Raw genomic sequence first — 22,799 nt, forward strand, 5'->3', positions numbered from 1 at the left:
GAATATCAATCATAAAAATGCCATAAAATTAAATAACTTAATTCTAAAAATGTATAGAATTTACAAACAAATTACTTTTTAAACATAATAAAACTCAAACAATAATGATAGAGTTCTGAATAATTCAAACCCTTATCAAATATTTGTTTGAGTTAAGTTAGTAATTTATATAATTGTTTATTTCAAATGATCATATGGGCTATTATTAGCGAATGAAACAATTTGGTCGACAAATAATCTTGCACGTAATTGAAATTCGTCATCTTCTAAGTATAAAGTACCATCATCCAATTTAGCATAATCGCTATCATGTGTAGCAATTTGTGTTGGAACTGCTATTCCTAATAAGCTTCTAACGATAATCCGTAATTGTGAAAGTGGTTCTGAGCTTACTATTCCTCCACTATTACCAATTAGACCAACAGGTTTCATTTTAAAATAATCCATATTTAAATGATCTAATGCATTTTTTAAAATACCTGAAAATGAGCCATGATAATTAGGTGTTCCTAGTATAAAGAAATCTGATTCCATAGCTTTGCTTTGTAACATATCCACGTTTCGTTTAATTTCATCAGTTGCTTGTGTTGTACCTGCAAAGTCCAATTGATGGATTGGATTTTTAGCTAAATCAAAAATTTCCAATTCGACATCATGTTCTTCAAATTGTCCTTGTAAATATTGGGCTAAGGCACTTGTATGAGACCCCAATTGTGCACTTCCTATTATTGCTAGTCCTTTCATTATCTTGTTAACTCCTTTTTAGCTATATTATTGATTGTCATTAATCAGTTTCATGATTGCTTTCCCTACACCACTATTTTCATTAGTGTCAGTTGTATACTTTGCGATAGCTTTTACTTCTGGTGCTGCATTGTCCATAGCAACAGGATATCCCACTCGTTCTAACATAGAAACGTCGTTTAAGTTATCGCCAATTGCCATTACGTTTTCCATTTTGACTCCTAATCGTTCAGCAATTGTTTCTAATGCAATACCTTTTTGTGCATCTGAATGAGTAATTTCTAAATTTCCTCTTGAAGAAGATGAAATAGCAAGGTTTGGTGATGCCGCAAGTTCTTGTCCAATACGGTCCATCTTTTCTAAATCTGGATTAAAAGCTAATACTTTCATGATTAATTCAACTGGAATATCCTCTATATCATCATAACTTTCGACGACTTTTAAAGTTCCATTATCAATACGTTTTTGAATTCCTGCTTTTATCTTTTCAACATCTGCTTGTTGACCAGCACGTTCAGCAATATCTATATAAATATCTAAGTCTTTTTGAGGATTTTCAGTATAAATACCTCTATTAGTGTAAATTTGGTAGTATATACCTTCATCTTTTAATTTTGAAGTCACTTTATTAACTAATTCATGATTGAGATGAGAGGTACTCATAATATTAAATGTTTCATCGCGAACTTCCGCCCCGTTCAAACAAATATACGGCACTTTCAAGTCTGTATCAGCTACTGGTGTATTTGCTTCATAAAAAGCTCGACCAGTTGCGATGACTACAGTAATACCTTGTTCTTGAGCATATCGAATTGCTTGTTGATTCTCTGGAGAAATTTCATGAGATGCATTTAATAACGTACCATCCATATCTGTTGCTATTAACTTAATCATTCGTTAACCTCGTTCCATTCTATTATTTATTATCTAGATAATTTATTTACAATCAAACACTTGCTTTACTATTCTATTTTAACAAATTCTTTTGTATCTATTGAATAGCCCGTTTGTCTGATTTTTTCTTTTCTCTTAAATTTTTAAAAAATTTTCTCAGTAGATTACCACACTCTGCTTCTAACAATCCGCTTTCTACTTGTGCTCTGTGATTAAAATTCGGTTGATTCAATAAATTCATTAAACTACCCGAACAACCACCTTTAGGATCTGCAGCACCATATTTAATAGAAGGAATGCGACTCATTACTATAGTGCCCGCACACATAACACATGGTTCAAGTGTTACAAATAAAGTACAATCTTCAAGACGCCAACTTCCTAAAACTTCAGCGGCACGCTCAATGGCTAAATGTTCAGCGTGTGCAGTGGGTTGTTGCATAGTTTCTCTTAGATTATGTGCACGAGCTATAATTTGATGATTTTTAACTATAACAGCACCGATAGGCACTTCACCTAACTGTTCAGCTTTTTGGGCTTCTTCTATTGCAATTTTCATATAATATTCATCAGTTTCCATTCGTGTCCAGACACCTCACTTGTGTTACAATACTCACTGTCTATCTTAACATTTGGAGAAGTGAATATGAATAAACCATTTATCGCAATTGAAGGTCCAATAGGTGTTGGTAAATCTTCCCTTGCACACAAATTAAGTCAATCATTAGATTTTTATGAAGAAAAAGAAATTGTTGATGAAAATCCTTTTTTATCAGATTTTTATGAAGATATTTCAAAATGGAGTTTCCAAACTGAAATGTTCTTTTTATGTAATAGATATAAACAATTTCAAGATATCAACTTTAAACATAAAGGTATTGTTAGTGACGCACATATTTATAAAAATAAAATTTTTGCGAAAAATACACTACAACCTGAAGAATTTAATAAATTCACACGTATATATGACATACTCACCGAAGATTTGTCGATGCCTGATACTGTTATATTTTTAGATGCAGAATTAGAAACGCTTAAGGCGAGAATAGCTAAACGTAATCGTAGTTTTGAGCACCAAATTGAAGATGATTACTTATTAGCTTTGAAACATGACTATCATAATTTTTATGAGTCTTTACAAAATACAAACGTAAATACATTATTCATTGATACGACTAAACTAGACTTTGTTAATAATGAAGATGATTACCAAGGTATTTTAAAACAAGTAAAATCAATGATTGGAGATATATAAAATGAATTCGTTTGACATACCACAAAATGCTATTATTACAATTGCAGGTACAGTTGGAGTAGGTAAATCAACACTCACTCAAGCTTTGGCAGATAAATTAAATTTTAAAACTTCATTTGAGAACGTAGAACACAATCCTTACTTGGATAAATTCTATAATGACTTTGAGCGCTGGAGTTTTCATCTACAAATTTATTTTTTAGCAGAACGTTTTAAAGAACAAAAACGAATGTTTGAATATGGAGGCGGTTTTGTACAAGATCGTTCAATATATGAAGATGTTGATATATTTGCGAAAATGCATGAAGAACAAGGTACAATGAGTGAAGCTGATTTTCAAACATACTCTGAACTATTTAACGCTATGGTTATGACACCTTATTTTCCAAAGCCTGATGTGCTTATTTATTTGGAATGTAACTATGATGAAGTCATAGAGAGAATTAAAGAACGTGGTCGTGATATTGAAATTAATACTGACCCTGAATACTGGCAAAAACTATTTAAACGTTATGATAATTGGATCAATAGTTTTAACGCTTGTCCTGTTGTCCGCGTTAACATTAACGACTATGATGTGCATAATGACCCAGATTCATTAAACCCTATTATTGAAAAAATTGCTCATGTTATTAAAACATATAGAGAAACTGACCCTAGATAAAAAAGGAATATAAAATTTAACGCCAATATAGATATCTTTTTGATAAAGACGTCTATATTGGCGCTTTTTAATTATTTTTGTGAAAATTGATCAATGACATTTTTAACTTCTTTAGCACTTTCTACTATAACATCTGCCTCATGGAGTTCTTCTTCTTTAGCAATACCTGTTAAAACACCAATACTTAATCCTAGGTGGGCATTTATCGCAGTCTTCATATCATTTGCTGTATCGCCGACGATAGCAACTTGTTCAGGTTTAACATTATAAGCGTCAAATAATGGATCCAATACTTTAGGATTAGGCTTTTCTTCAGCATGTGTTTCTGTAGAAATAACTAAGTCAAATAAACTAGTAGATTGTGTTGCTTCTAAAAATTGAGTTGCTCCTTTATTTGTATCACTTGTAACGATTCCTATTTTATAACCTTTTTCTCGTAATTCTACAATTGTGTCATACACGCCTTCAATCCAATTATTTTCTGGTTCCCTTGAATCTACTAATTCTTGACTTGTATTTCTTGCCCATTCAGAAGTATCTTGTCCAGTAATATTATCAAATGATTTAATCATTTCGCCTAATGAACCCGAACCCATAACTGAATCAGGTACAATTTTGTCATCCATTATACCAAGTTGACGATGTGCAACTTCTTTATCATGTACAGGAAATGTATCTAGTAATTTATCGACAAGACGTATACCAATCTTTTCCCAACTTTTATCAAATTCTATTAACGTGCCATCTTTATCGAATAGTATCCATTCCATTGATATCTCTACACTCCATGTTTATATTTTCTTTCAACATATACCATTGTAGTACAACCTTACTTAAAAAAATAGAAAAGTCACTTATATACAACACATGCGTATATATACTTTTTTCTACTTCATATGAATTTGAAGAATATAAAAATTTATATTACTTTCTCACATGTAAAAAAGCTAGAAACCTTTAAATTATAAGGCTTCTAGCTCATACTCTATATATTTTAATATCTTGGAACTACAAATCTCCAACCATGGCGATCTTCAAGTGTTCCGTTTTGAATACCAGTATATTCATTATATAGTTTTTGAGTAACTTCACCTGGTTCATTATTGTTAATCACGATTTCACGGTCTTCATAACGTAAAGTACCAACTGGTGAGATAACTGCTGCTGTACCTGTACCGAATACTTCAGTTAATTCACCTTTATCGTATGATTCAAATAACTCATCAATTGATACACGACGTTCTTCTACTTCATATCCTAAATCTTGAGCTAATTCAATAATTGATTTACGTGTAATACCTGGTAAAATACTACCATTTAATGCTGGTGTAACAACTTTACCATTTTCAACGAAGAAGATATTCATACTTCCTACTTCTTCTACATATTTTTGTTCAACACCATCTAACCAAAGCACTTGGTCATAACCTAATTTATTAGCGTTCGTTTGTGCTAATAGACTTGCTGCATAGTTACCTGCTACTTTAGCAAAACCAACTCCGCCTCTTACTGCACGAACATATTCATCTTCAACGTAAATTTTAGTTGATTTTAATGTATCTCCACCATAATAAGCGCCTGAAGGTGATAAAATAATTAATAATTTATATGCTTGTGACGCTCTCACTCCTAAGATACCTTCTGTCGCAAATACAAATGGACGAATGTATAATGATTGACCTTCTCCTTCAGGAATCCAATCACGTTCTACATCTACTAATTGTTTTAAACCTTCCAATAATACATCTTCATCTACTTCAGGCATTTCTAAACGAGCTAAAGAATTGTTAATACGTTTAAAGTTTTGGTCTGGACGGAATAAAACTACTTCTCCATTATATTTATATGCTTTTAATCCTTCGAAAACAGCTTGCCCATAATGTAAACCTTGAGCTGCTGGTGAAATTTCAAAAGGTGCGTATGGTACTATTTTCAAATCATGCCAACCTTTATCAGCATCATAATCATAACTCAACATATAATCTGTAAAGTATTGACCAAATCCTAAGTTAGAACTATCTGGTTTTTCTTTTAATGTTTCTCTTTTTTCAAAATTGACTTGTTCTGTCATGATAACGGCCTCCTAATATTGCTACCAATATAAATATGTATACTAGATTATAGCAATCGAAATAATACTATTCAATAAGTTTTCCGAAAATTCAAAATAAATACTTATGTATATAATATATCTTAAGTTAAACACTATCATCTACATCTTACAAGTTATCTTACTGATTAAGCATAAAAAACACTCCTTCTAATGTAAAAATAATTAGAAGGAGTAAAATTAGTATTTATATCGTTATATATATTGAACGGGTTATTTTGTAGCTTTTTCTTTCTTTTCAATAGCTTCTAACATTAATTTAGTCATGCTTTCTAAATCATATTTAGGATCGAATCCCCATTCACCACGTGAACAACTCGTATCAATGCTATCAGGCCAACTCTTAGCGATATTCTCTCTGACAGGATCTACATCGTAGTCTAATGTGAAATCTGGATAATATTGTTGAATGGCTTCTTTAACCATTTCTGGATCAATACTCATCGCACTTAAGTTATAGCCATTTCTAGTTTCTAATTTTGCTCCATCCGCTTCCATTAACTGAATAATAGCATCGATTGCATCATCCATATACATCATATCCATGAATGTACCTTTATCAATATAGCTTGTGTAATGATTTTCTCTCACTGCTTTGAAATAGATTTCAACAGCATAATCTGTAGTACCGCCACCTGGTTCTTTAACATGTGAAATTAATCCAGGAAATCTCACGCTACGTGTATCTACGCCAAATTTTGTGAAGTAATACTGGCATAACAATTCACCAGCAACTTTATTAACACCATACATAGTTGTAGGTTGTTGAATGGTTACTTGTGGTGTATTAACTTTAGGTGTTGAATCACCAAATGCACCAATAGAACTTGGTGTGAAGAAATGTAAGTCATATGTTCGTACTGCTTCTAGAGCATTCATTAATCCACCCATATTTAAATCCCAAGCGAACATTGGGTTCTTCTCAGCAGTTGCTGATAATAAAGCAGCCATATGCATTAATGTATCTGCTCCAAAATTCTCAACTAATTCAAACATTTTATCTCGATCAGTCACGTCTAAAATTTCAAATGGACCATCTTGAACTGGAGAATCTGCTTCTGGTTCTCTAATATCTGTTGCAAGCACATTATCTGTACCATAAATTTTTCTACATTTTACAACTAATTCAGTACCTATTTGGCCTAAAGCGCCTGTAATCATAATTTTCTTCATTATAAAATCTCCCCTTGTGTTTATAGAAAATTCATTGTCTTTCTTGTATGTACAAACATTCTATTTGCATCTATATTGTAATATAAAAGCGCTTTCTTGTATATATAGTGAGTACAAAGTTAATATTTTAAAATAATTTGAATAACATTACTTTTATTTTTGAGTACTTCCAGTATTCATTTATTAAACACACATATTAAACACACAAAAATGGTTAATATAAAAATAAGTGACGATGTTTTTATATTAACATCATCACTATCTATCAATTACTTCATTAAAAATGATTTAAATGTCTGCGGTTTATCATTTACTAGCATTTCAAAATCATTAGACTGTTGATCTAAAAGTCCTCTTGCTCCAGCTTCATACATTGATGCTAATAAATCACCAAATCCTTTTGGTTCATCATACATTTTAGCAAATGTCTCTAAAGAAACCGGATCATATTCAATTTTAGTTCCCGATACTTCCGAAAGTATATTTGCAAGTTCGTACATATCATAACTGTATCCGGATAATAAGTAGCGTTTCCCCCATGAATTGGGATTCTTTAATATAGCGATAATTCCTCTTGCAATATCATGTCTTGAAATATAATTAATTCGACCATCACCCACCGGATAAATCAATTTATGCATATTCATCAATTCTGGAAGATAGGGTTTTAAAGGATCCATATACATTGCCATTCTAACGTACGTAAAATCAATACCACTTGTAGCTAATAACCGTTCTGCATATCCAAAGTATGGACTCATATGAAATGGATTGTCGTGTTGATCTGCATAATATCCAATATATATAATATGTTTTACGCTGCTTTCTTTAGCTGCATCAACAAGATTCTCTACTTCTGGAATACGTTTTATAGATGGGTGTATAATACTTGGGATAAAAATAACTGTATCAATATCATGAAAAGCACTAACCATACTTTCTTTATTGAAATAATCTAAGTGTCTTACTGTAACATGTTCTTTCCAATCTGTTGGTACCTTATCTAAATTTCTTACACCTATATAAAATTCTTTCATTTTATGTTCTATGGCTTGATTAGTAATATGTGTGCCCAAATTACCTGTTGCACCTGTTAACATGACCTTCATTTTATTCATCTCCCTTTTCCAATATATTTTAATATATTCGATGTTTCTTTATCATAAATAAACACTTAGTAAATTAACTATTGTCAATTCACTAAGTGTCCATTGCTAAATATATATCATTTTATGCTTCCATTAACTTACCGACATTGCGCATAATTCTTGCTTTTTTATAACCATGAAGATCATGTAACTCTTTATACGCACTAAATAATTTTTTATAACGTTTTACTTTTTCTGGATCAGGTGTCACTTCATATAATACAGGTTCTTTCATTGATTCAATCGCTTCATTTAAACTTTGGTGCGCACCACCACAAACAGAACCAAGAATCGCTGCACCAATTGCTGGAGCATATTCACTATCAATAATAGTTACTTTTTTATTAAGCACGTTTGCATAGATATCCATCATTAAAGGATTTTTCTTAGGTATTCCGCCGCAAGCAAATACATCTTCGACATCCATATTCCAACTTTGATATTGTTGCATAATCATTTTAGTACCAAATGCAGTAGCTTCTAATTATGCACTATATAATTCTTCATGTGTTGTTTGTAGTGACATACCGAATACGCATCCTTTAAGATTACTATCACTTAATACACTTCGGTTACCATTATGCCAATCTAAAACGACAAGACCACTTTCACCTGGCATTTGATCTTTTACTTTTTCATTCAATAATTCAAAAATTGAAATACCTCTTTCATTTGCTTCATCTACGTACTCTTTTGGTGATTGTTTGGCAATATACTCAAATAAATCACCGACTGCGGATTGACCTGCTTCATAAGCATATAATTCAGGAATAATAGCTCCTTTAACAGAACCAGAGATACCTGGTACTTGATGTTGTTGTTCATTTAACATTAAATGACATGTACTCGTTCCTATAACCATAGTCATTTGTTTGTCTTGTTGTGAACCAATTCCTAATAGACTTGAATGTGCATCTATAATAAATGGACTTACTTTAGTCTGTGTAGAAAGACCAAGTTTTTCGGCCATTTCTTCTGATAATTGTCCTACTGTTTCGCCAATTTTAACTATTGGTGCATCCACTTTATCACGAACAACATCTGATAATTGATCACTCACTTTATCAAATAAATCATAATGGAATCCTTCATTTTCTTCCCAGAATGATTTAAATCCTAATCCACAGTTCGAACGAACATTTTCACCTGTTAACTTATTAACAATCCAGTCGCCAGCTTCCATTATATTAGCTGTTTTATCTAACACTTCTGGTGCTTTGTTCATAACTTCCATAATTTTTGGAATCATCCACTCACTACTTACATTAAATCCGTAATAACCTAACCATCTACTCTTATTATCTAAAGCAGTTTGGAATAATTGGTCCGCTTCAGCTTGAGCACCATGATGTTTCCATAACTTAACGTATGCATGTGGATTATTTTCAAAACCAGGTAAATTATGAATAGGTTCTAAATTTTCGTCAGTAAACATAACTGTTGATGAAGTAAAATCTATTCCTATACCTACTATTTCTTCTGGTTTCACACCTGAAGATTGAATTAAATAAGGTACGCCTTCTTCTAAAACTTCCATATAATCGTTACCATTTTGAAGTGAAAAACTATGTGGCAATTTTACCCCATTTAAATCTTTTTCGATTGTGCCATGTGTATATGGCTTTATATATTTATCTATAATTTTTCCATTTGTAGTATCAACTAAAAAAGCTCTACCTGAGCCTGTTCCATAATCTACTCCAATACTATAACTCATTACTAATACCCCCATACTTTGTCTGCATCTCTGTTTAAGTAAGCGTTTTCTTTAGATGATACGCACAAATGAACAATAAATCAATAAAAAAACATAAAAAAGCATCAAAACAAACATTTTTGTGCAAAAACCATTGACACAAATGACTGTAAGCGTTTACCATTATTTACATAAATAAAAATGAACAGAAATTAAAGGGAGATGAACAGAAATGAGCATTGAATCAAAAGCATATCGTCTTATTCAACCAGGCGAATTTGAATATACAACAATAAATCATGAGTTTAGAGATGGTGATGTTATTGTTAATCCAGAAAAAGCAAGTGTCTGTCACGCTGACCTAAGATATTACACAGGTAATAGACGTAAAGAAGCACTAGAGAAAAAATTACCAATGGCATTATTCCACGAAGGTATCGGTACTATTGAAGATTCTAAACATCCTGATTATCAAAAAGGAGATAAAGTAGTTATCGTACCTAATATTCCTTCTCGTTTAAGAGCTGGTGATTTTGAAGAAACAGATTTACTTGATAACTATGATGAAAATGCCGTATTTATGGGTAGCGGTTATGATGGTATTTGCCAAGATAGAATGGTAGTACCTGGTGACAACATCGTTAAAATTCCAGATACATTAGATGAAGATGTTGCGTTATTAGCTGAACTTTGTTCAGTATCATTATTCCCAATCAATCAATTAAAAGAAATCACAACTAAATCTTCTCCACAAGTAGCTGTATTTGGTGACGGACCAGTTGGATATTTAGCTGCAACAGCTTTACATTATATCTATGGTATTGAACAAGAAAACTTAATTGTCTTCGGTGCTATTGAAGAAAAATTAAAATCATTTGAAAACTTTGCAACTACACATCTAGTTAATGATTATGATTTCAATAGTCATAAAGGTGTTCATACTGTATTTGAATGTTGCGGTGGAAAATTCTCTGAATCTGCTATTAACCAAGCAATTGACTTAATCGATAGACAAGGTCAAATCGTGTTAATGGGTGTAACAGAAGATTTAGTAGGTATTAATACACGTGACGTATTAGAGAAAGGTTTAACACTTTCAGGTAGTTCAAGAAGTACTAAACATGAATTCGAACAATTAATTGCTTCATTCGAAAATAAAGACTATCAACAAGCACTTAAAAAATTAATCCCTGATGATTACTATGATATCCATAGTACAGAGGATTTGAAAAAAGCAATGGATGATACTGCTGCTCACAAAGGTTGAAAAAAAACTTATTTAAGATATCACTGGTCATAAACCATTGTATCTAAGGGGAGATAACAAATGATGAATAAGACAACATTTTTAGGTATGCCCAAACAAATTGTTTGGGGTTACATAGGGATTTTAATATTTATGATGGGAGACGGCCTAGAAATTGGTTGGTTAAGTCCTTATTTACAACATAATGGTTTCAGCTCTAATGAAGTGAGTTGGCTATTTGGTTGTTATGGTATCACAGTCGCAATTGCAAGTTGGTTTAGTGGCGTATTTGCTGAAGCATTCGGTGGTAAACGTACAATGTTTATCGGCTTGATTTTATACATTATAGGAACTATTTGTTTCGTTGATATTGCATTACCATCTGAAAACTTAGCAATTATGTATCCAGCTTATGCACTACGCGGTTTAGGTTATCCATTATTTGCATATTCATTCTTAGTATGGATTTCATACCGTTCAGAACAACGCACATTGGGTGCAGCTGTTGGTTGGTTCTGGCTAGTATTTACTGGTGGACTAAACGTATTAGGTGCGTTTTATTCTATCTATGCGATTAAATACTTAGGTCATATTGGAACATTATGGAGTTCATTATTCTGGGTAATTTTAGGTGGCTTTTTAGCTATTGTCTTAAATAGAGATAAATTACCTACAGATAAAAGTAATGCTAAAGCTAAATTAAAAGAAATGATGAAAGGTTTCACTATTGTAGTTGAAGAACCAAAAGTATTATTAGGTGGTATTGTGCGTGTTATTAACACTACTGCACAATTTGCATTCCCTATTTTCTTACCTTTATATCTAGAATCATACGGAATACCAACTTCAAAATGGTTAGCTGTTTGGTCTGCTATCTTCTTCGGTAATATCGTATTCAACCTTATTTGGGGTATTATTGGAGATAAAATTGGTTGGCGTAATACTGTAATGATCTTTGGTGGTATCGGTAGTGGTGTTTCTTGTCTATTAATGGGTTATGTCCCAATATGGTCACACGGTAACATTATTTTATTAACAATTGTTGGCGTTGCTTGGGGAATCTTTATTGCAGCTTATGTACCATTAACTGCATTAATTCCTTCACTTGTTAAAAAAGATAAAGGCGCAACACTTTCAATCTTAAACTTAGGTGCTGGTTTACCAGTATTCATAGGACCAATGATAGTTAGAATTTTCTTAGAGCCACTTGGAGATTTAGGTGTAATTTGGATTTTAGGAATTATATACTTTATTAGTACAATCCTAACATTCTTCATTAAAATGCCGAAGAGTCAACAATATGGTGAAACGGAATAACGTTAAATAATTTATAGGCTGTAGACTGAATATATGATGATCATTTCATTGTCATACTTTCATCTACAGCCTTTATTATGTATTTGATATACTATAATTAAAATCGACTTAATCTTATCATTTTTATTATCAAAATTACTGAATGGAGACGTTTTATATGTTACCTGCTGAAAGAGAACAAAAAATCATTGCTTATTTAACTAAATATAAAACTGCTACTGTTCATACATTAGCAACAGAATTTAACGTACACGATGCAACGATTCGTCGTGACTTAGTAAAACTTGAACAATACAACCAAATCAGACGTACCCATGGTGGTGTCGTACTAAATAATGAAAATGTTTATAGTGAATTAAATTTCGATGATAGACAAACTTCTTACTATTATGAAAAATTAGGTATAGGATACAAAGCTGCTGAATTTGTAGATGATGGAGATACATTAATTATTGATTCAGGTTCTACCACTCTATTATTTGCAAAAGCTATTTTACAAAAGCAAAATTTAACTATTATCACTAATGACATTCATATTGCTTCTATTCTTCGTTCTTCTAACCATAAAGTGATTGTCACTGGTGGTACACTTTATCATAATAATTATGTATTAAATGGATTAATTACTACTCAAACCTTGCAATCATTTAATTCTATGAAAGCATTTTTAGCTACACCTGCTATGGATGCATTAAAAGGCGTGACGCACTACAGCGAAGAATTCGTAGATGCTAAACGCCAAATGGTTTATCAGTCTAAAGAGGTTTACATGTTAACAGATAGTTCAAAGTTAAATAAAGTAGCATTTTATCAAGTTTGTCCAACTAACAAAATTACTACGTTGATTACTGATAATCATGAAGATTTACAAGAATACAAAAAAGTAATTCCTAATGTGATCGCCATTAATCCAAGTGATTATCAATAAAGCAAAAATTTTACTATCGCATACAAAAATAAAGAAGTGAGGTAGAAATTGTACATTTTCCACCTCACTTTATTTTTATTGTTGAGCTTTTTTATAAAAATAATTGGCAACTACAATGTCTACAATTGCTAAGCCCACTGATTTAAATAAAGTGATTTCGTTATCATTCATACGTCCTTGTTTATTCCCAGCAACAATGTCACCAAGTTCTGCATAAAGTGATTCTTGAGATAATATGCCTTCTTGTTCAGGAATTTTTAAATCTCCTGTTTCTTCCATTGCAGCTTCTGTAGATTCAACAATAATTTTATCTGCTACTTTCATTGATTCAGAAGGTAATTCTTGCATATCTGGTTTAAAAGAACCTACCGCATTGAGATGTACACCCGCTTCTAAAGTTCGACTAAACACAGGATGTGAAGAATTAGTAGCTGTCACAACAATATCTGCACCTTCTATTGCTTCATCAGCATTTTCAAATACTTTTACGTTAACATCATATGTTGTTTGTGACTGTTTTGCTAAACGCTCAGCTTTTTCCGTCGTTCTACTTGCAAAATGAATAGTATCAATATCTCTAACAGCTAAAACAGCTTCAATTAATCCTTCTGCTTGTTCTCCTGCACCAATTACACATAAAGTACGTGCATCTTCCCTAGCTAAATATTTTGTTGCTACACCAGAAATTGCACCTGTTCTGATTTTAGTTAAATATCCTCCATCTAGGACTGATAACGTTTCACCTGTCTCATAATCACTCAAAATTACTGATCCACTGATAGTTGATTTACCTTTTTTAGGATTTTTAGGTGCAAATGTAACTGTTTTTAATCCCACAATTTTTAAGACATCAGATAACGCAGGCATAACTAAATATCTATTTTCATCATTAAAAGGAATTGAATATCGTAATGGTGTTTCAGTCTTACCTCCTGAAAAAGCTTTCAAGGATTCTCCTACTTCATCTATTACTTCACGCATATTTAATAATTGTTGTTGATCTTTTTCATTTAAATATAGCATTCCTTTTCCTCCATAAAATTTAATTATTCATTTATATACCTAATACCCGATATTTTATAAAAAAATGTTGGCAAATTAAAGTTTATATTGTTCTCAAACTGTATTCATGCTATTCTTAAGAACATAAATAAAGAGACAGTTGGACATTATTGTGTCTTAACCATCTCTGCGATTTTGTTTAACTAAACAAAACTATTTAATTTAACTTTTGACGACATTCATTCTCCTACACTGGAGAATGATTTTTTTGGCTTTTTTTAGTTATTAATAGGTATATGATATCTTTTAACTGGTAATCCATTCTTTTTGATATATGGTTCTATTTCGTATCCTCCATATGATTTTATAACTTTTTGTGATGCAAAATTTTTAGGATTACACGTCATTAGCACATTTTTTATTTGAAACGGTTTTAAAATATCTATCGCTTTTCCTAACATAACAGTCGCATAGCCTTTACCACGTTGTGATTTTGCTACACCATACCCTACATGACCGCCAATACGAGTTAATTGTTCGTTAAGTTGATATCTAATATTAACTGCTCCTACAATTTTTCCATTTTTAAAATAATAAAATGTACTGGTTTCAACCCAATCTTCCCTAGGTTTAGGTTGATTAATATAATCCACCATGTCTTTGAAACTAGTATACTTCTTTAAATCTGTATTACCAGGTACAATCTTCTCATTATGTTCGTACCACTCATTAATATATTGTAGGAATAATTGTTCATCTTTATAATCAAGTTGGCGTAATTCATCTACAACATCCATAATGTTCACCTCAAGATATTAAAAAAGCACTCACAGTTAATGAGTGCTTTATTTATTATTCTTATATTAAATAATGTTAAGTTCTTTTCCTACTTTTTCGTAAGCAGCTAAAGCTTTATCCAACATTTCTTTAGTATGTGCTGCTGTAGGCATATTTCTTACTCTACCCGTACCTTTTGGCACTGTAGGGAATACGATTGACTTAACATATATACCTTCTTCTTTTAATCGTTTACTGAATGCTTGCGTATCTTTTTCATCACCAATAATAACTGGTGTATTTGGTGTTTCTGATTCACCTGTATCAAATCCTAGTTTTGCTAAACCATCTTTAAGATATTGAGCATTTTCCCATAATTGATCATGCAATTCAGTTGAAGCCATTAATTTTTTAACTGCTTCTGTAATAGCTTTTGTATCTCCAGGCGCTAATGATGTAGAGAATAAGAATGGACGAGATTGTGCTTTTAACCAGTCAATTAATTCTTTAGTTCCTGCAACATAACCTCCAACGACACCAATTGCTTTAGATAATGTACCAATTTGGAAATCAATTTTATCTTGTAAACCAAAGTGTTTAACCGTACCAGCACCTTTACCCATTACACCAGAGCCATGTGCATCATCTACATAAGTTAATAAACCAAATTCTTCGGCTATTTTAACAATTTCAGGCAGTTTAGCAACATCGCCATCCATACTAAACACACCATCAGTGATATACATAACTTTATTATATTGACCTGATTCTACAGCTTCTTTAGCTTTTGCTCTTAAATCATCCATATCTGAATGATTCACACGAATAATTTTCGCTTTAGATAAACGACAACCATCAATAATTGAAGCGTGGTTCAATTCATCAGACAGAATAGCGTCATTTTTATTCATTACAGCTGAAATCGCAGCCATATTACAATTAAATCCAGATTGGTATGCAATTGCAGCTTCTGTACCTTTAAATTTAGCTAATGTTTCTTCTAATTCATCATGTAAATCTAACGTACCGTTAATAGAACGTACAGCACCAGCACCAACACCATGTGTATCAATCGCAGCTTTAGCAGCTTCTTTTAAATCTTCATTTGTTGCTAATCCTAAATAGTTATTTGAACTTAAATTGACATAAGTTTTACCTTCAATTTTAATTTCTGGACCATTAGCACCTTCAATTGAATCTATTTCATTGTATAAACCATTTTCTTTCAAATAATTAATGTTTTCATCTAAAAAATCATGTAGTGATTGAACCACAACGATATCCCCCTTGTTTCTCTATTTGTCTTTATAATACATCAATTTAGCCTTTCATGAAAGCCCTATCACTCGTGGTAATTTTAAAAAATAAATATTCATTTTCAACTATTTTGTAACATTAGATAGTGATATACTAATTATCATAATAATACGGAAGAAGTGATCGTTTTGTTTGATTGGTTTCAATTGGCTAGTAAAAAAGAAAAAAGAATGATTCAACTGCGACGTTATTTACATCAATATCCTGAACTTTCTTTTGAAGAGAAGCAAACACATGACTATATAGTTAATCAACTTAGCCAATTGTCATGTGACATTCAAACTCCAGTAGGTAGAAACGGAATTAAAGCAACTTTTAAAGGAAAAGAAAATGGACCGACTATCGCATTTCGTGCTGATTTTGATGCATTACCAGTACAAGAACTAAATGATGTGTCTTATAAATCTAAAAACGATGGTTGTATGCATGCGTGTGGACATGATGGTCATACAGCTATACTATTAGGTGTTGCTGAAATAGTAAATGAACATCGTCATCTACTAAAAGGTAATGTCGTTTTTATCTTTCAATATGGTGAGGAAATTATGCCTGGTGGTTCTCAAGAAATGATTAATGATGGTTGTTTAAAAGACGTAGATAAAATTTACGGTACGCATCTTTGGAGTGGCTATCCAACAGGAACCATATATTCACGACCAGGTCCAATTATGGCTTCACCAGATGAATTTAGTATTACAATTCAAGGTAAAGGTGGTCATGGCGCTAAACCACAAGAAACTATTGATCCTATTGTTATCATGGCTGAATTTATTTTAAGTGCTCAAAAAATCATCTCACGCACTATAGATCCTGTAAAACAAGCTGTTTTAACATTTGGTATGGTACAGGCTGGTTCATCAGATAGTGTTATACCAGATAGTGCATTTTGTAAAGGGACAGTGCGTACATTTGATACACAAATTCAAAGTCATGTTAAACAAAAGATGGATAAATTACTACAGGGTTTGGCATTAGCAAATGATATCACATATGATTTTAACTATATTAAAGGGTATTTACCTCTTCATAATCATGATCAAGCCTATGAAGTTGTTAAACAAGCAGCTAACGACATGCATTTACGCTTTAATGAATCTGACTTAATGATGATTGGGGAAGATTTTTCACATTATTTAAAAGTAAGACCTGGGGCTTTCTTCTTAACAGGATGTGGCAATAAAGATAAACAGATCACAGCACCACATCATAATCCCTACTTTGATATAGATGAATCAGCATTCAAATATGCAGCAAGTGAATTCTTAAAAATATTAGAAATTGAAAAAGTTTTTTAAAAATATAAACCGATTTCTATCTTGAAATAATTATAAACTTACAAACACCTCTAAATAAATGATTAATAATCATTCATTTAGAGGTGTTTTTGTCTATAAAAGCTAACACATTTCATATATAATATTGAACTTAATTATGGAGTATGTATAATTCGTAATTAGCTGAATACGAGGTATATAGGCAAAATTCAAAGTACATATTTTATAAATAAAAAAAGACCCCTAAACGGGGCCTTTAATTATATCGAATAATAAATTATTCGTGGATTTCAGTTACAACGCCTGATCCTACAGTACGTCCACCTTCACGGATTGAGAAACGAGTACCGTCTTCAATCGCGATTGGAGCGATTAATTCAACTGTCATTTCAACGTTGTCACCAGGCATAACCATTTCAGTACCTTCTGGTAAGTTAACTACACCAGTTACGTCAGTAGTACGGAAATAGAATTGTGGGCGGTAGTTACTGAAGAATGGAGTATGACGTCCACCTTCATCTTTAGATAAAACGTAAACTTCCGCTTTGAATTTTGTATGAGGTGTGATTGAACCTGGAGCAGCTAATACTTGTCCACGTTGTACGTCTTCACGAGCGACACCACGTAATAATGCACCGATGTTGTCACCAGCTTCAGCGTAGTCTAATAATTTACGGAACATTTCTACACCAGTAACAGTTGTTTTAGAAGTGTCATGTAAACCGATGATTTCAACTTCTTCACCAACTTTGATTTGACCACGTTCAACACGGCCTGTAGCAACAGTACCACGACCAGTGATTGAGAATACGTCCTCAACTGGCATCATGAATGGTTTGTCAGAATCACGTTCTGGAGTTGGAATGTAGTCATCAACTGCTTGCATTAATTCTAAGATTTTTTCTTCGTATTTTTCGTCGCCTTCTAATGCTTTTAATGCAGAACCAGCGATTACAGGTACGTCGTCACCTGGGAAGTCATATTCAGTTAATAAGTCACGAACTTCCATTTCTACTAATTCTAATAATTCTTCGTCGTCTACCATATCAACTTTGTTTAAGAATACAACTAAAGCTGGTACACCAACGTTACGAGATAATAGAATGTGTTCACGAGTTTGTGGCATTGGACCGTCAGCTGCAGATACAACTAAGATACCGCCGTCCATTTGAGCAGCACCAGTGATCATGTTTTTAACATAGTCAGCGTGTCCTGGGCAGTCAACGTGAGCGTAGTGACGTTTGTCAGTTTGATATTCGATGTGTGCAGTATTGATTGTAATACCACGTTCTTTTTCTTCTGGTGCGTTGTCAATCATGTCATATGATTGTGCAACAGTATCACCGTTTTTAGCTAATACAGTTGCGATTGCAGCTGTTAAAGTAGTTTTACCATGGTCAACGTGACCGATAGTACCAATATTGGCATGTTCTTTTGAGCGATCAAATTTTTCTTTTGCCATTATTAAATCTCTCCTATTCTTAATAAAAGTTATTTTCAAATTTATCTCTCATGATAGTTTCTCACCATCATGAGAAGATGATTGATTAAGTTGAGTCTAAAAGAAGTATTACTCAATTCATACTTCCTTTATAATGCATTTACCCATAAAAATCAATTCATAAAAGTGATTAGCCTATAACTAAGCTCAACCTGTATTTTAACCTAGCATAGCTAGTAAAAACAAGTTATATTATTCACCTTTATTTTTCTTAATGATTTCTTCAGAAATTGATTTTGGAACTTCTGCATAGTGGTCAAAGTACATAGTGTAAGTACCGCGACCTTGAGTGTTAGAACGTAATGAAGTTGCGTAACCGAACATTTCTGAAAGTGGTACATAAGCATTTACAACTTGTGCATTACCACGAGGTTCCATACCATCAACACGTCCACGACGAGATGTTACATCACCCATGATATCGCCCATGTATTCTTCAGGCATTTCGATAGTTACTTTCATCATTGGTTCTAAGATAACTGGATCACATTTTTTAGCAGCTTCTTTAAGTGCTAATGATGCAGCAATTTTGAAGGCCATTTCAGATGAATCGACATCATGGTATGAACCATCATATAATTTAGCTTTAACATCAATTAATGGATAACCAGCAAGAACACCATTTTCCATAGCATCTTTAAGACCAGCTTCTACTGATGGAATGTATTCACGAGGAACTACACCACCAACGATAGCGTTTTCGAATTCGAAACCGCCACCAGTTTCATTAGGTGTGAATTCAATATGAACATCACCATATTGACCACGACCACCTGATTGACGAGAGAATTTACCTTGAACTTGTGCTGATTGCTTGAATGTTTCACGATATGAAACCATTGGCGCACCAACATTACATTCAACGTTAAATTCTTTCTTCATACGGTCAACTAAGATATCTAAGTGTAACTCACCCATACCACCGATGATAACTTGTCCAGTTTCTTCGTCAGTATGCGCATGGAAAGTTGGGTCTTCTTCTTGTAATTTAACTAAAGCTTGAGTCATTTTATCTTGGTCAGCTTTAGATTTTGGTTCAACTGATAAGTGGATAACTGGTTCTGGGAATTCCATTGATTCCAAGATAATGTCGTTTTTCTCTCCACATAAAGTATCACCAGTACCTGTTTCTTTAAGACCTACCGCAGCAGCGATATCGCCTGAGTAAACAGTGTCAATCTCTTGACGTGAGTTAGCGTGCATTTGTAATAAACGACCTACACGTTCACGTTTGTCTTTAGATGAGTTTTTAATATATGAACCTGAGCTCATAGTACCTGAGTAAACACGGAAGAAAGTTAATTTACCAACATAAGGGTCAGTCATAACTTTAAATGCTAATGCAGCGAATTCAGCTGAATCGTCTGGTTTAGCAATTACTTCTTCTTCAGGATCGTTAGCACGGTGACCAACGATTGGTTTTACATCTAAAGGAGATGGTAGGTAATCAATTACAGCGTTAAGCATTAATTGAACACCTTTGTTTTTGAATGCAGTACCGCAAAGAACTGGGTAGAATTCTACATCAGTTGTAGCTTGACGGATTGCATTTTTTAATTCTTCAACTGAAATTTCTTCGTCACCAAGATATTTTTCCATTAATTCATCATTAGTTTCAGCTACTGCTTCAATTAATGTTGAACGAGCTTCTTCAGCTCTTTCTTTGTGATCATCTGGAATTTCAATTTCATCGATTTCTGTACCTAGGTCGTTAGTGTATTTGAAACATTTCATTTCAACTAAGTCAATGATTGCTTCAAATTCATCTTCAGCACCAATAGGTAATTGGATAGGTGCAGCATTAGCTTGTAAGCGGTCATGTAATGTGCTTACAGAATAATCAAAGTTTGCTCCTAATTTATCCATTTTGTTAATAAACACGATACGAGGAACACCGTATGTTGTAGCCTGACGCCAAACTGTTTCAGTTTGAGGTTCAACACCTGATTGAGCATCAAGTACTGTAACCGCACCGTCAAGTACACGTAAAGAACGTTCAACTTCAACTGTGAAGTCTACGTGTCCTGGTGTATCGATAATATTTACACGGTGGCCTTCCCAAGCTGCAGTTGTTGCAGCAGATGTGATAGTAATACCACGATCTTGTTCTTGTTCCATCCAGTCCATTTGTGAAGCACCTTCGTGAGTTTCACCAATTTTGTGGATACGACCTGTGTAATAAAGAATACGTTCTGTCGTAGTAGTTTTACCAGCATCAATGTGAGCCATGATACCGATATTACGAGTATTTTTCAAAGAAAATTCTCTTGCCATGTATTTTTTCTCCTTCCAGTTATTACTGAATAAGTACTTTAGATATGGCGATGCCCTAAGCATGAGCCATTATTGGTAAACCAATCGTTTGGAACACACTCAGGGTAAAAGCTTCAATCTTACCAACGGTAGTGAGCAAATGCTTTGTTAGCTTCAGCCATTTTGTGAGTGTCCTCACGTTTCTTAACTGCACCACCTGTATTATTTGCTGCATCTAAGATTTCGTTAGCTAAACGTTCTTCCATAGTTTTTTCACCACGAAGACGCGCATAGTTAACTAACCAACGTAATCCTAAAGTAGAACGACGTTCTGGGCGTACCTCAACAGGTACTTGGTAGTTTGAACCACCCACACGACGAGCTTTAACTTCTAATACTGGCATAATGTTTTCGATTGCTTCTTCGAATACTTCAATGGCTTGACGACCACTACGTTCTTCAACTAGGTCGAATGCTGAATAAAGAATTCTTTGAGCTGTTCCACGTTTACCGTCTAACATAATTTTGTTAATTAATTTTGTAACTAATTTTGAGTTATGAATTGGATCTGGTAATACGTCTCTTTTAGGTACTGATCCTTTACGAGGCATAATGTAAATCCTCCCTTCCTATTATAGTATATTGTGTTTCATTATTTTTAAAATTTACGTAATCTTAAAAATTAATTTTTAGGTTTTTTAGTTCCGTATAATGAACGACCTTGTCTACGTCCGTCTACACCTGAAGTATCAAGTGCACCACGTACAATATGGTAACGCACACCAGGTAAGTCTTTTACACGTCCACCACGTACAAGTACTACACTGTGTTCTTGTAAGTTGTGTCCGATACCAGGAATGTATGCGTTGATTTCAATGTTGTTTGATAAACGCACACGTGCATATTTACGTAACGCTGAGTTAGGTTTTTTAGGTGTCATAGTACCCACACGAGTACAAACGCCACGTTTTTGTGGAGAATTCAATTCAGTGAATTGTTTCTTCTTACTGTTAAAACCTCTGTTTAAAGCTGGTGAATCAGATTTTTTTGATTTGCTTTGTCTTGGTTTACGTACTAATTGGTTAATAGTTGGCATTGAATATGTCCTCCTCTCTTCATTTTTTAATCCCACACATCCAGGTGGTTCATTTTAAGGTTAAATAAAATTTAGTAAGTAAAAACTTACTAATTCTCATTCAATATAGCAACGATTGTTGCATTAACATTAATACCTACATATTCTCCTAAATCCTTCTTAGATGAGAAAAGTGTATATGGTATGTTTTTTTGATTGATTTGGCTTAACACGCGAGTCATAAGATGAACCTCAACGTCTTGAGCAATAATCAATGATGTAACTTGATCTTTATTCAACGCTTTAAGCGTCTCCTTCAGACCAACTACATATTGTTGTTTGTTAAAGCGTGCAACTTTTTCATTAGACATTTATAATATCCTCCAAAGTTCTGCTTGCATCAACCTTTAATATAGTAACATTAC

At 33.1% G+C, this 22,799-nt stretch carries 21 protein-coding genes and 1 pseudogene; 6 read left to right on the top strand and 16 right to left on the bottom strand.

The genetic code is table 11. The features are described 5' to 3' along the window. Positions 1-177: 177 nt before the first annotated feature. From CD121_RS01930 to tadA, 3 genes are all read right to left on the bottom strand, one after another. Positions 178-744, bottom strand: coding sequence for an NADPH-dependent FMN reductase (locus CD121_RS01930; RefSeq protein WP_017637558.1), 567 nt, complete (start codon positions 742-744; stop codon positions 178-180). 27 nt (positions 745-771) lie between these two features. Then, the gene (locus CD121_RS01935) at positions 772-1,638 is read right to left on the bottom strand and encodes a Cof-type HAD-IIB family hydrolase (RefSeq protein WP_126567363.1); all 867 of its coding nucleotides are present in this window, start codon (positions 1,636-1,638) and stop codon (positions 772-774) included. A 97-nt stretch (positions 1,639-1,735) separates the two neighbouring features. Continuing rightward, positions 1,736-2,218: a tRNA adenosine(34) deaminase TadA gene (gene tadA, locus CD121_RS01940; RefSeq protein WP_017637556.1), complete on the bottom strand. Its 483-nt coding sequence runs from the start codon at positions 2,216-2,218 to the stop codon at positions 1,736-1,738. A 66-nt stretch (positions 2,219-2,284) separates the two neighbouring features. Here tadA and CD121_RS01945 point away from each other — a divergent pair, with 66 nt between their 5' ends. Continuing rightward, positions 2,285-2,893, top strand: coding sequence for a deoxynucleoside kinase (locus CD121_RS01945; RefSeq protein WP_017637555.1), 609 nt, complete (start codon positions 2,285-2,287; stop codon positions 2,891-2,893). Position 2,894: 1 nt separating this feature from the next. Continuing rightward, positions 2,895-3,557, top strand: coding sequence for a deoxynucleoside kinase (locus CD121_RS01950; RefSeq protein ID WP_017637554.1), 663 nt, complete (start codon positions 2,895-2,897; stop codon positions 3,555-3,557). Between the two features lie 71 nt (positions 3,558-3,628). On the opposite strand, the gene CD121_RS01955 is transcribed toward CD121_RS01950, so the two are convergent. From CD121_RS01955 to CD121_RS01975, 5 genes and pseudogenes are all read right to left on the bottom strand, one after another. Beyond that, the gene (locus tag CD121_RS01955; RefSeq protein ID WP_017637553.1) at positions 3,629-4,327 is read right to left on the bottom strand and encodes an HAD family hydrolase; all 699 of its coding nucleotides are present in this window, start codon (positions 4,325-4,327) and stop codon (positions 3,629-3,631) included. Between the two features lie 224 nt (positions 4,328-4,551). Further along, positions 4,552-5,628: a branched-chain amino acid aminotransferase gene (locus tag CD121_RS01960; protein ID WP_017637552.1), complete on the bottom strand. Its 1,077-nt coding sequence runs from the start codon at positions 5,626-5,628 to the stop codon at positions 4,552-4,554. A 252-nt stretch (positions 5,629-5,880) separates the two neighbouring features. Further along, positions 5,881-6,840 (bottom strand): NAD-dependent epimerase/dehydratase family protein, encoded by a 960-nt coding sequence (locus CD121_RS01965; protein ID WP_126567364.1) that lies wholly within the window; start codon positions 6,838-6,840, stop codon positions 5,881-5,883. Between the two features lie 269 nt (positions 6,841-7,109). Beyond that, positions 7,110-7,949: an SDR family oxidoreductase gene (locus CD121_RS01970; RefSeq protein WP_126567365.1), complete on the bottom strand. Its 840-nt coding sequence runs from the start codon at positions 7,947-7,949 to the stop codon at positions 7,110-7,112. Between the two features lie 121 nt (positions 7,950-8,070). Further along, a pseudogene (locus tag CD121_RS01975) lies at positions 8,071-9,705 on the bottom strand (ribulokinase). Between the two features lie 211 nt (positions 9,706-9,916). On the opposite strand from CD121_RS01975, the gene CD121_RS01980 reads away from it, so the two are divergent. From CD121_RS01980 to CD121_RS01990, 3 genes are all read left to right on the top strand, one after another. Beyond that, on the top strand, positions 9,917-10,951 hold the full coding sequence (locus CD121_RS01980; RefSeq protein WP_126567366.1) for a zinc-binding dehydrogenase: 1,035 nt from the start codon (positions 9,917-9,919) through the stop codon (positions 10,949-10,951). Positions 10,952-11,011: 60 nt separating this feature from the next. Continuing rightward, entirely contained in the window at positions 11,012-12,247 is a 1,236-nt protein-coding gene (locus CD121_RS01985) for an MFS transporter (protein ID WP_126567367.1), read from the top strand. A gap of 157 nt (positions 12,248-12,404) precedes the next feature. Beyond that, entirely contained in the window at positions 12,405-13,175 is a 771-nt protein-coding gene (locus CD121_RS01990) for a DeoR/GlpR family DNA-binding transcription regulator (protein ID WP_108000038.1), read from the top strand. 75 nt (positions 13,176-13,250) lie between these two features. On the opposite strand, the gene CD121_RS01995 is transcribed toward CD121_RS01990, so the two are convergent. From CD121_RS01995 to CD121_RS02005, 3 genes are all read right to left on the bottom strand, one after another. Then, a complete protein-coding gene (locus CD121_RS01995; protein WP_126567368.1) occupies positions 13,251-14,198 on the bottom strand; it encodes an ornithine cyclodeaminase family protein in 948 nt (315 codons plus the stop codon). A gap of 257 nt (positions 14,199-14,455) precedes the next feature. Beyond that, positions 14,456-14,974, bottom strand: coding sequence for a GNAT family N-acetyltransferase (locus CD121_RS02000; RefSeq protein WP_126567369.1), 519 nt, complete (start codon positions 14,972-14,974; stop codon positions 14,456-14,458). A 66-nt stretch (positions 14,975-15,040) separates the two neighbouring features. Continuing rightward, the gene (locus CD121_RS02005) at positions 15,041-16,228 is read right to left on the bottom strand and encodes a glycine C-acetyltransferase (protein ID WP_126567370.1); all 1,188 of its coding nucleotides are present in this window, start codon (positions 16,226-16,228) and stop codon (positions 15,041-15,043) included. A 171-nt stretch (positions 16,229-16,399) separates the two neighbouring features. On the opposite strand from CD121_RS02005, the gene CD121_RS02010 reads away from it, so the two are divergent. Further along, positions 16,400-17,566, top strand: coding sequence for a M20 family metallopeptidase (locus CD121_RS02010; RefSeq protein ID WP_046466375.1), 1,167 nt, complete (start codon positions 16,400-16,402; stop codon positions 17,564-17,566). A 256-nt stretch (positions 17,567-17,822) separates the two neighbouring features. Here the strand turns inward: CD121_RS02010 and tuf are convergent, their stop codons facing one another. From tuf to CD121_RS02035, 5 genes are all read right to left on the bottom strand, one after another. Next, the gene (gene tuf / locus CD121_RS02015; protein WP_017637541.1) at positions 17,823-19,007 is read right to left on the bottom strand and encodes an elongation factor Tu; all 1,185 of its coding nucleotides are present in this window, start codon (positions 19,005-19,007) and stop codon (positions 17,823-17,825) included. Between the two features lie 231 nt (positions 19,008-19,238). Further along, positions 19,239-21,320, bottom strand: a complete 2,082-nt coding sequence (gene fusA / locus CD121_RS02020) for an elongation factor G (RefSeq protein ID WP_017637540.1) — start codon at positions 21,318-21,320, stop codon at positions 19,239-19,241. Between the two features lie 119 nt (positions 21,321-21,439). Next, positions 21,440-21,910 (bottom strand): 30S ribosomal protein S7, encoded by a 471-nt coding sequence (rpsG, locus tag CD121_RS02025; RefSeq protein ID WP_002451223.1) that lies wholly within the window; start codon positions 21,908-21,910, stop codon positions 21,440-21,442. A gap of 71 nt (positions 21,911-21,981) precedes the next feature. After that, positions 21,982-22,395: a 30S ribosomal protein S12 gene (gene rpsL, locus CD121_RS02030; protein ID WP_002451222.1), complete on the bottom strand. Its 414-nt coding sequence runs from the start codon at positions 22,393-22,395 to the stop codon at positions 21,982-21,984. Positions 22,396-22,484: 89 nt separating this feature from the next. Further along, positions 22,485-22,745: a ribosomal L7Ae/L30e/S12e/Gadd45 family protein gene (locus CD121_RS02035; protein WP_017637538.1), complete on the bottom strand. Its 261-nt coding sequence runs from the start codon at positions 22,743-22,745 to the stop codon at positions 22,485-22,487. Between the last annotated feature and the right edge of the window lie 54 nt (positions 22,746-22,799).

The organism is Staphylococcus pasteuri (assembly GCF_003970495.1).
GTDB lineage: Bacteria > Bacillota > Bacilli > Staphylococcales > Staphylococcaceae > Staphylococcus > Staphylococcus pasteuri.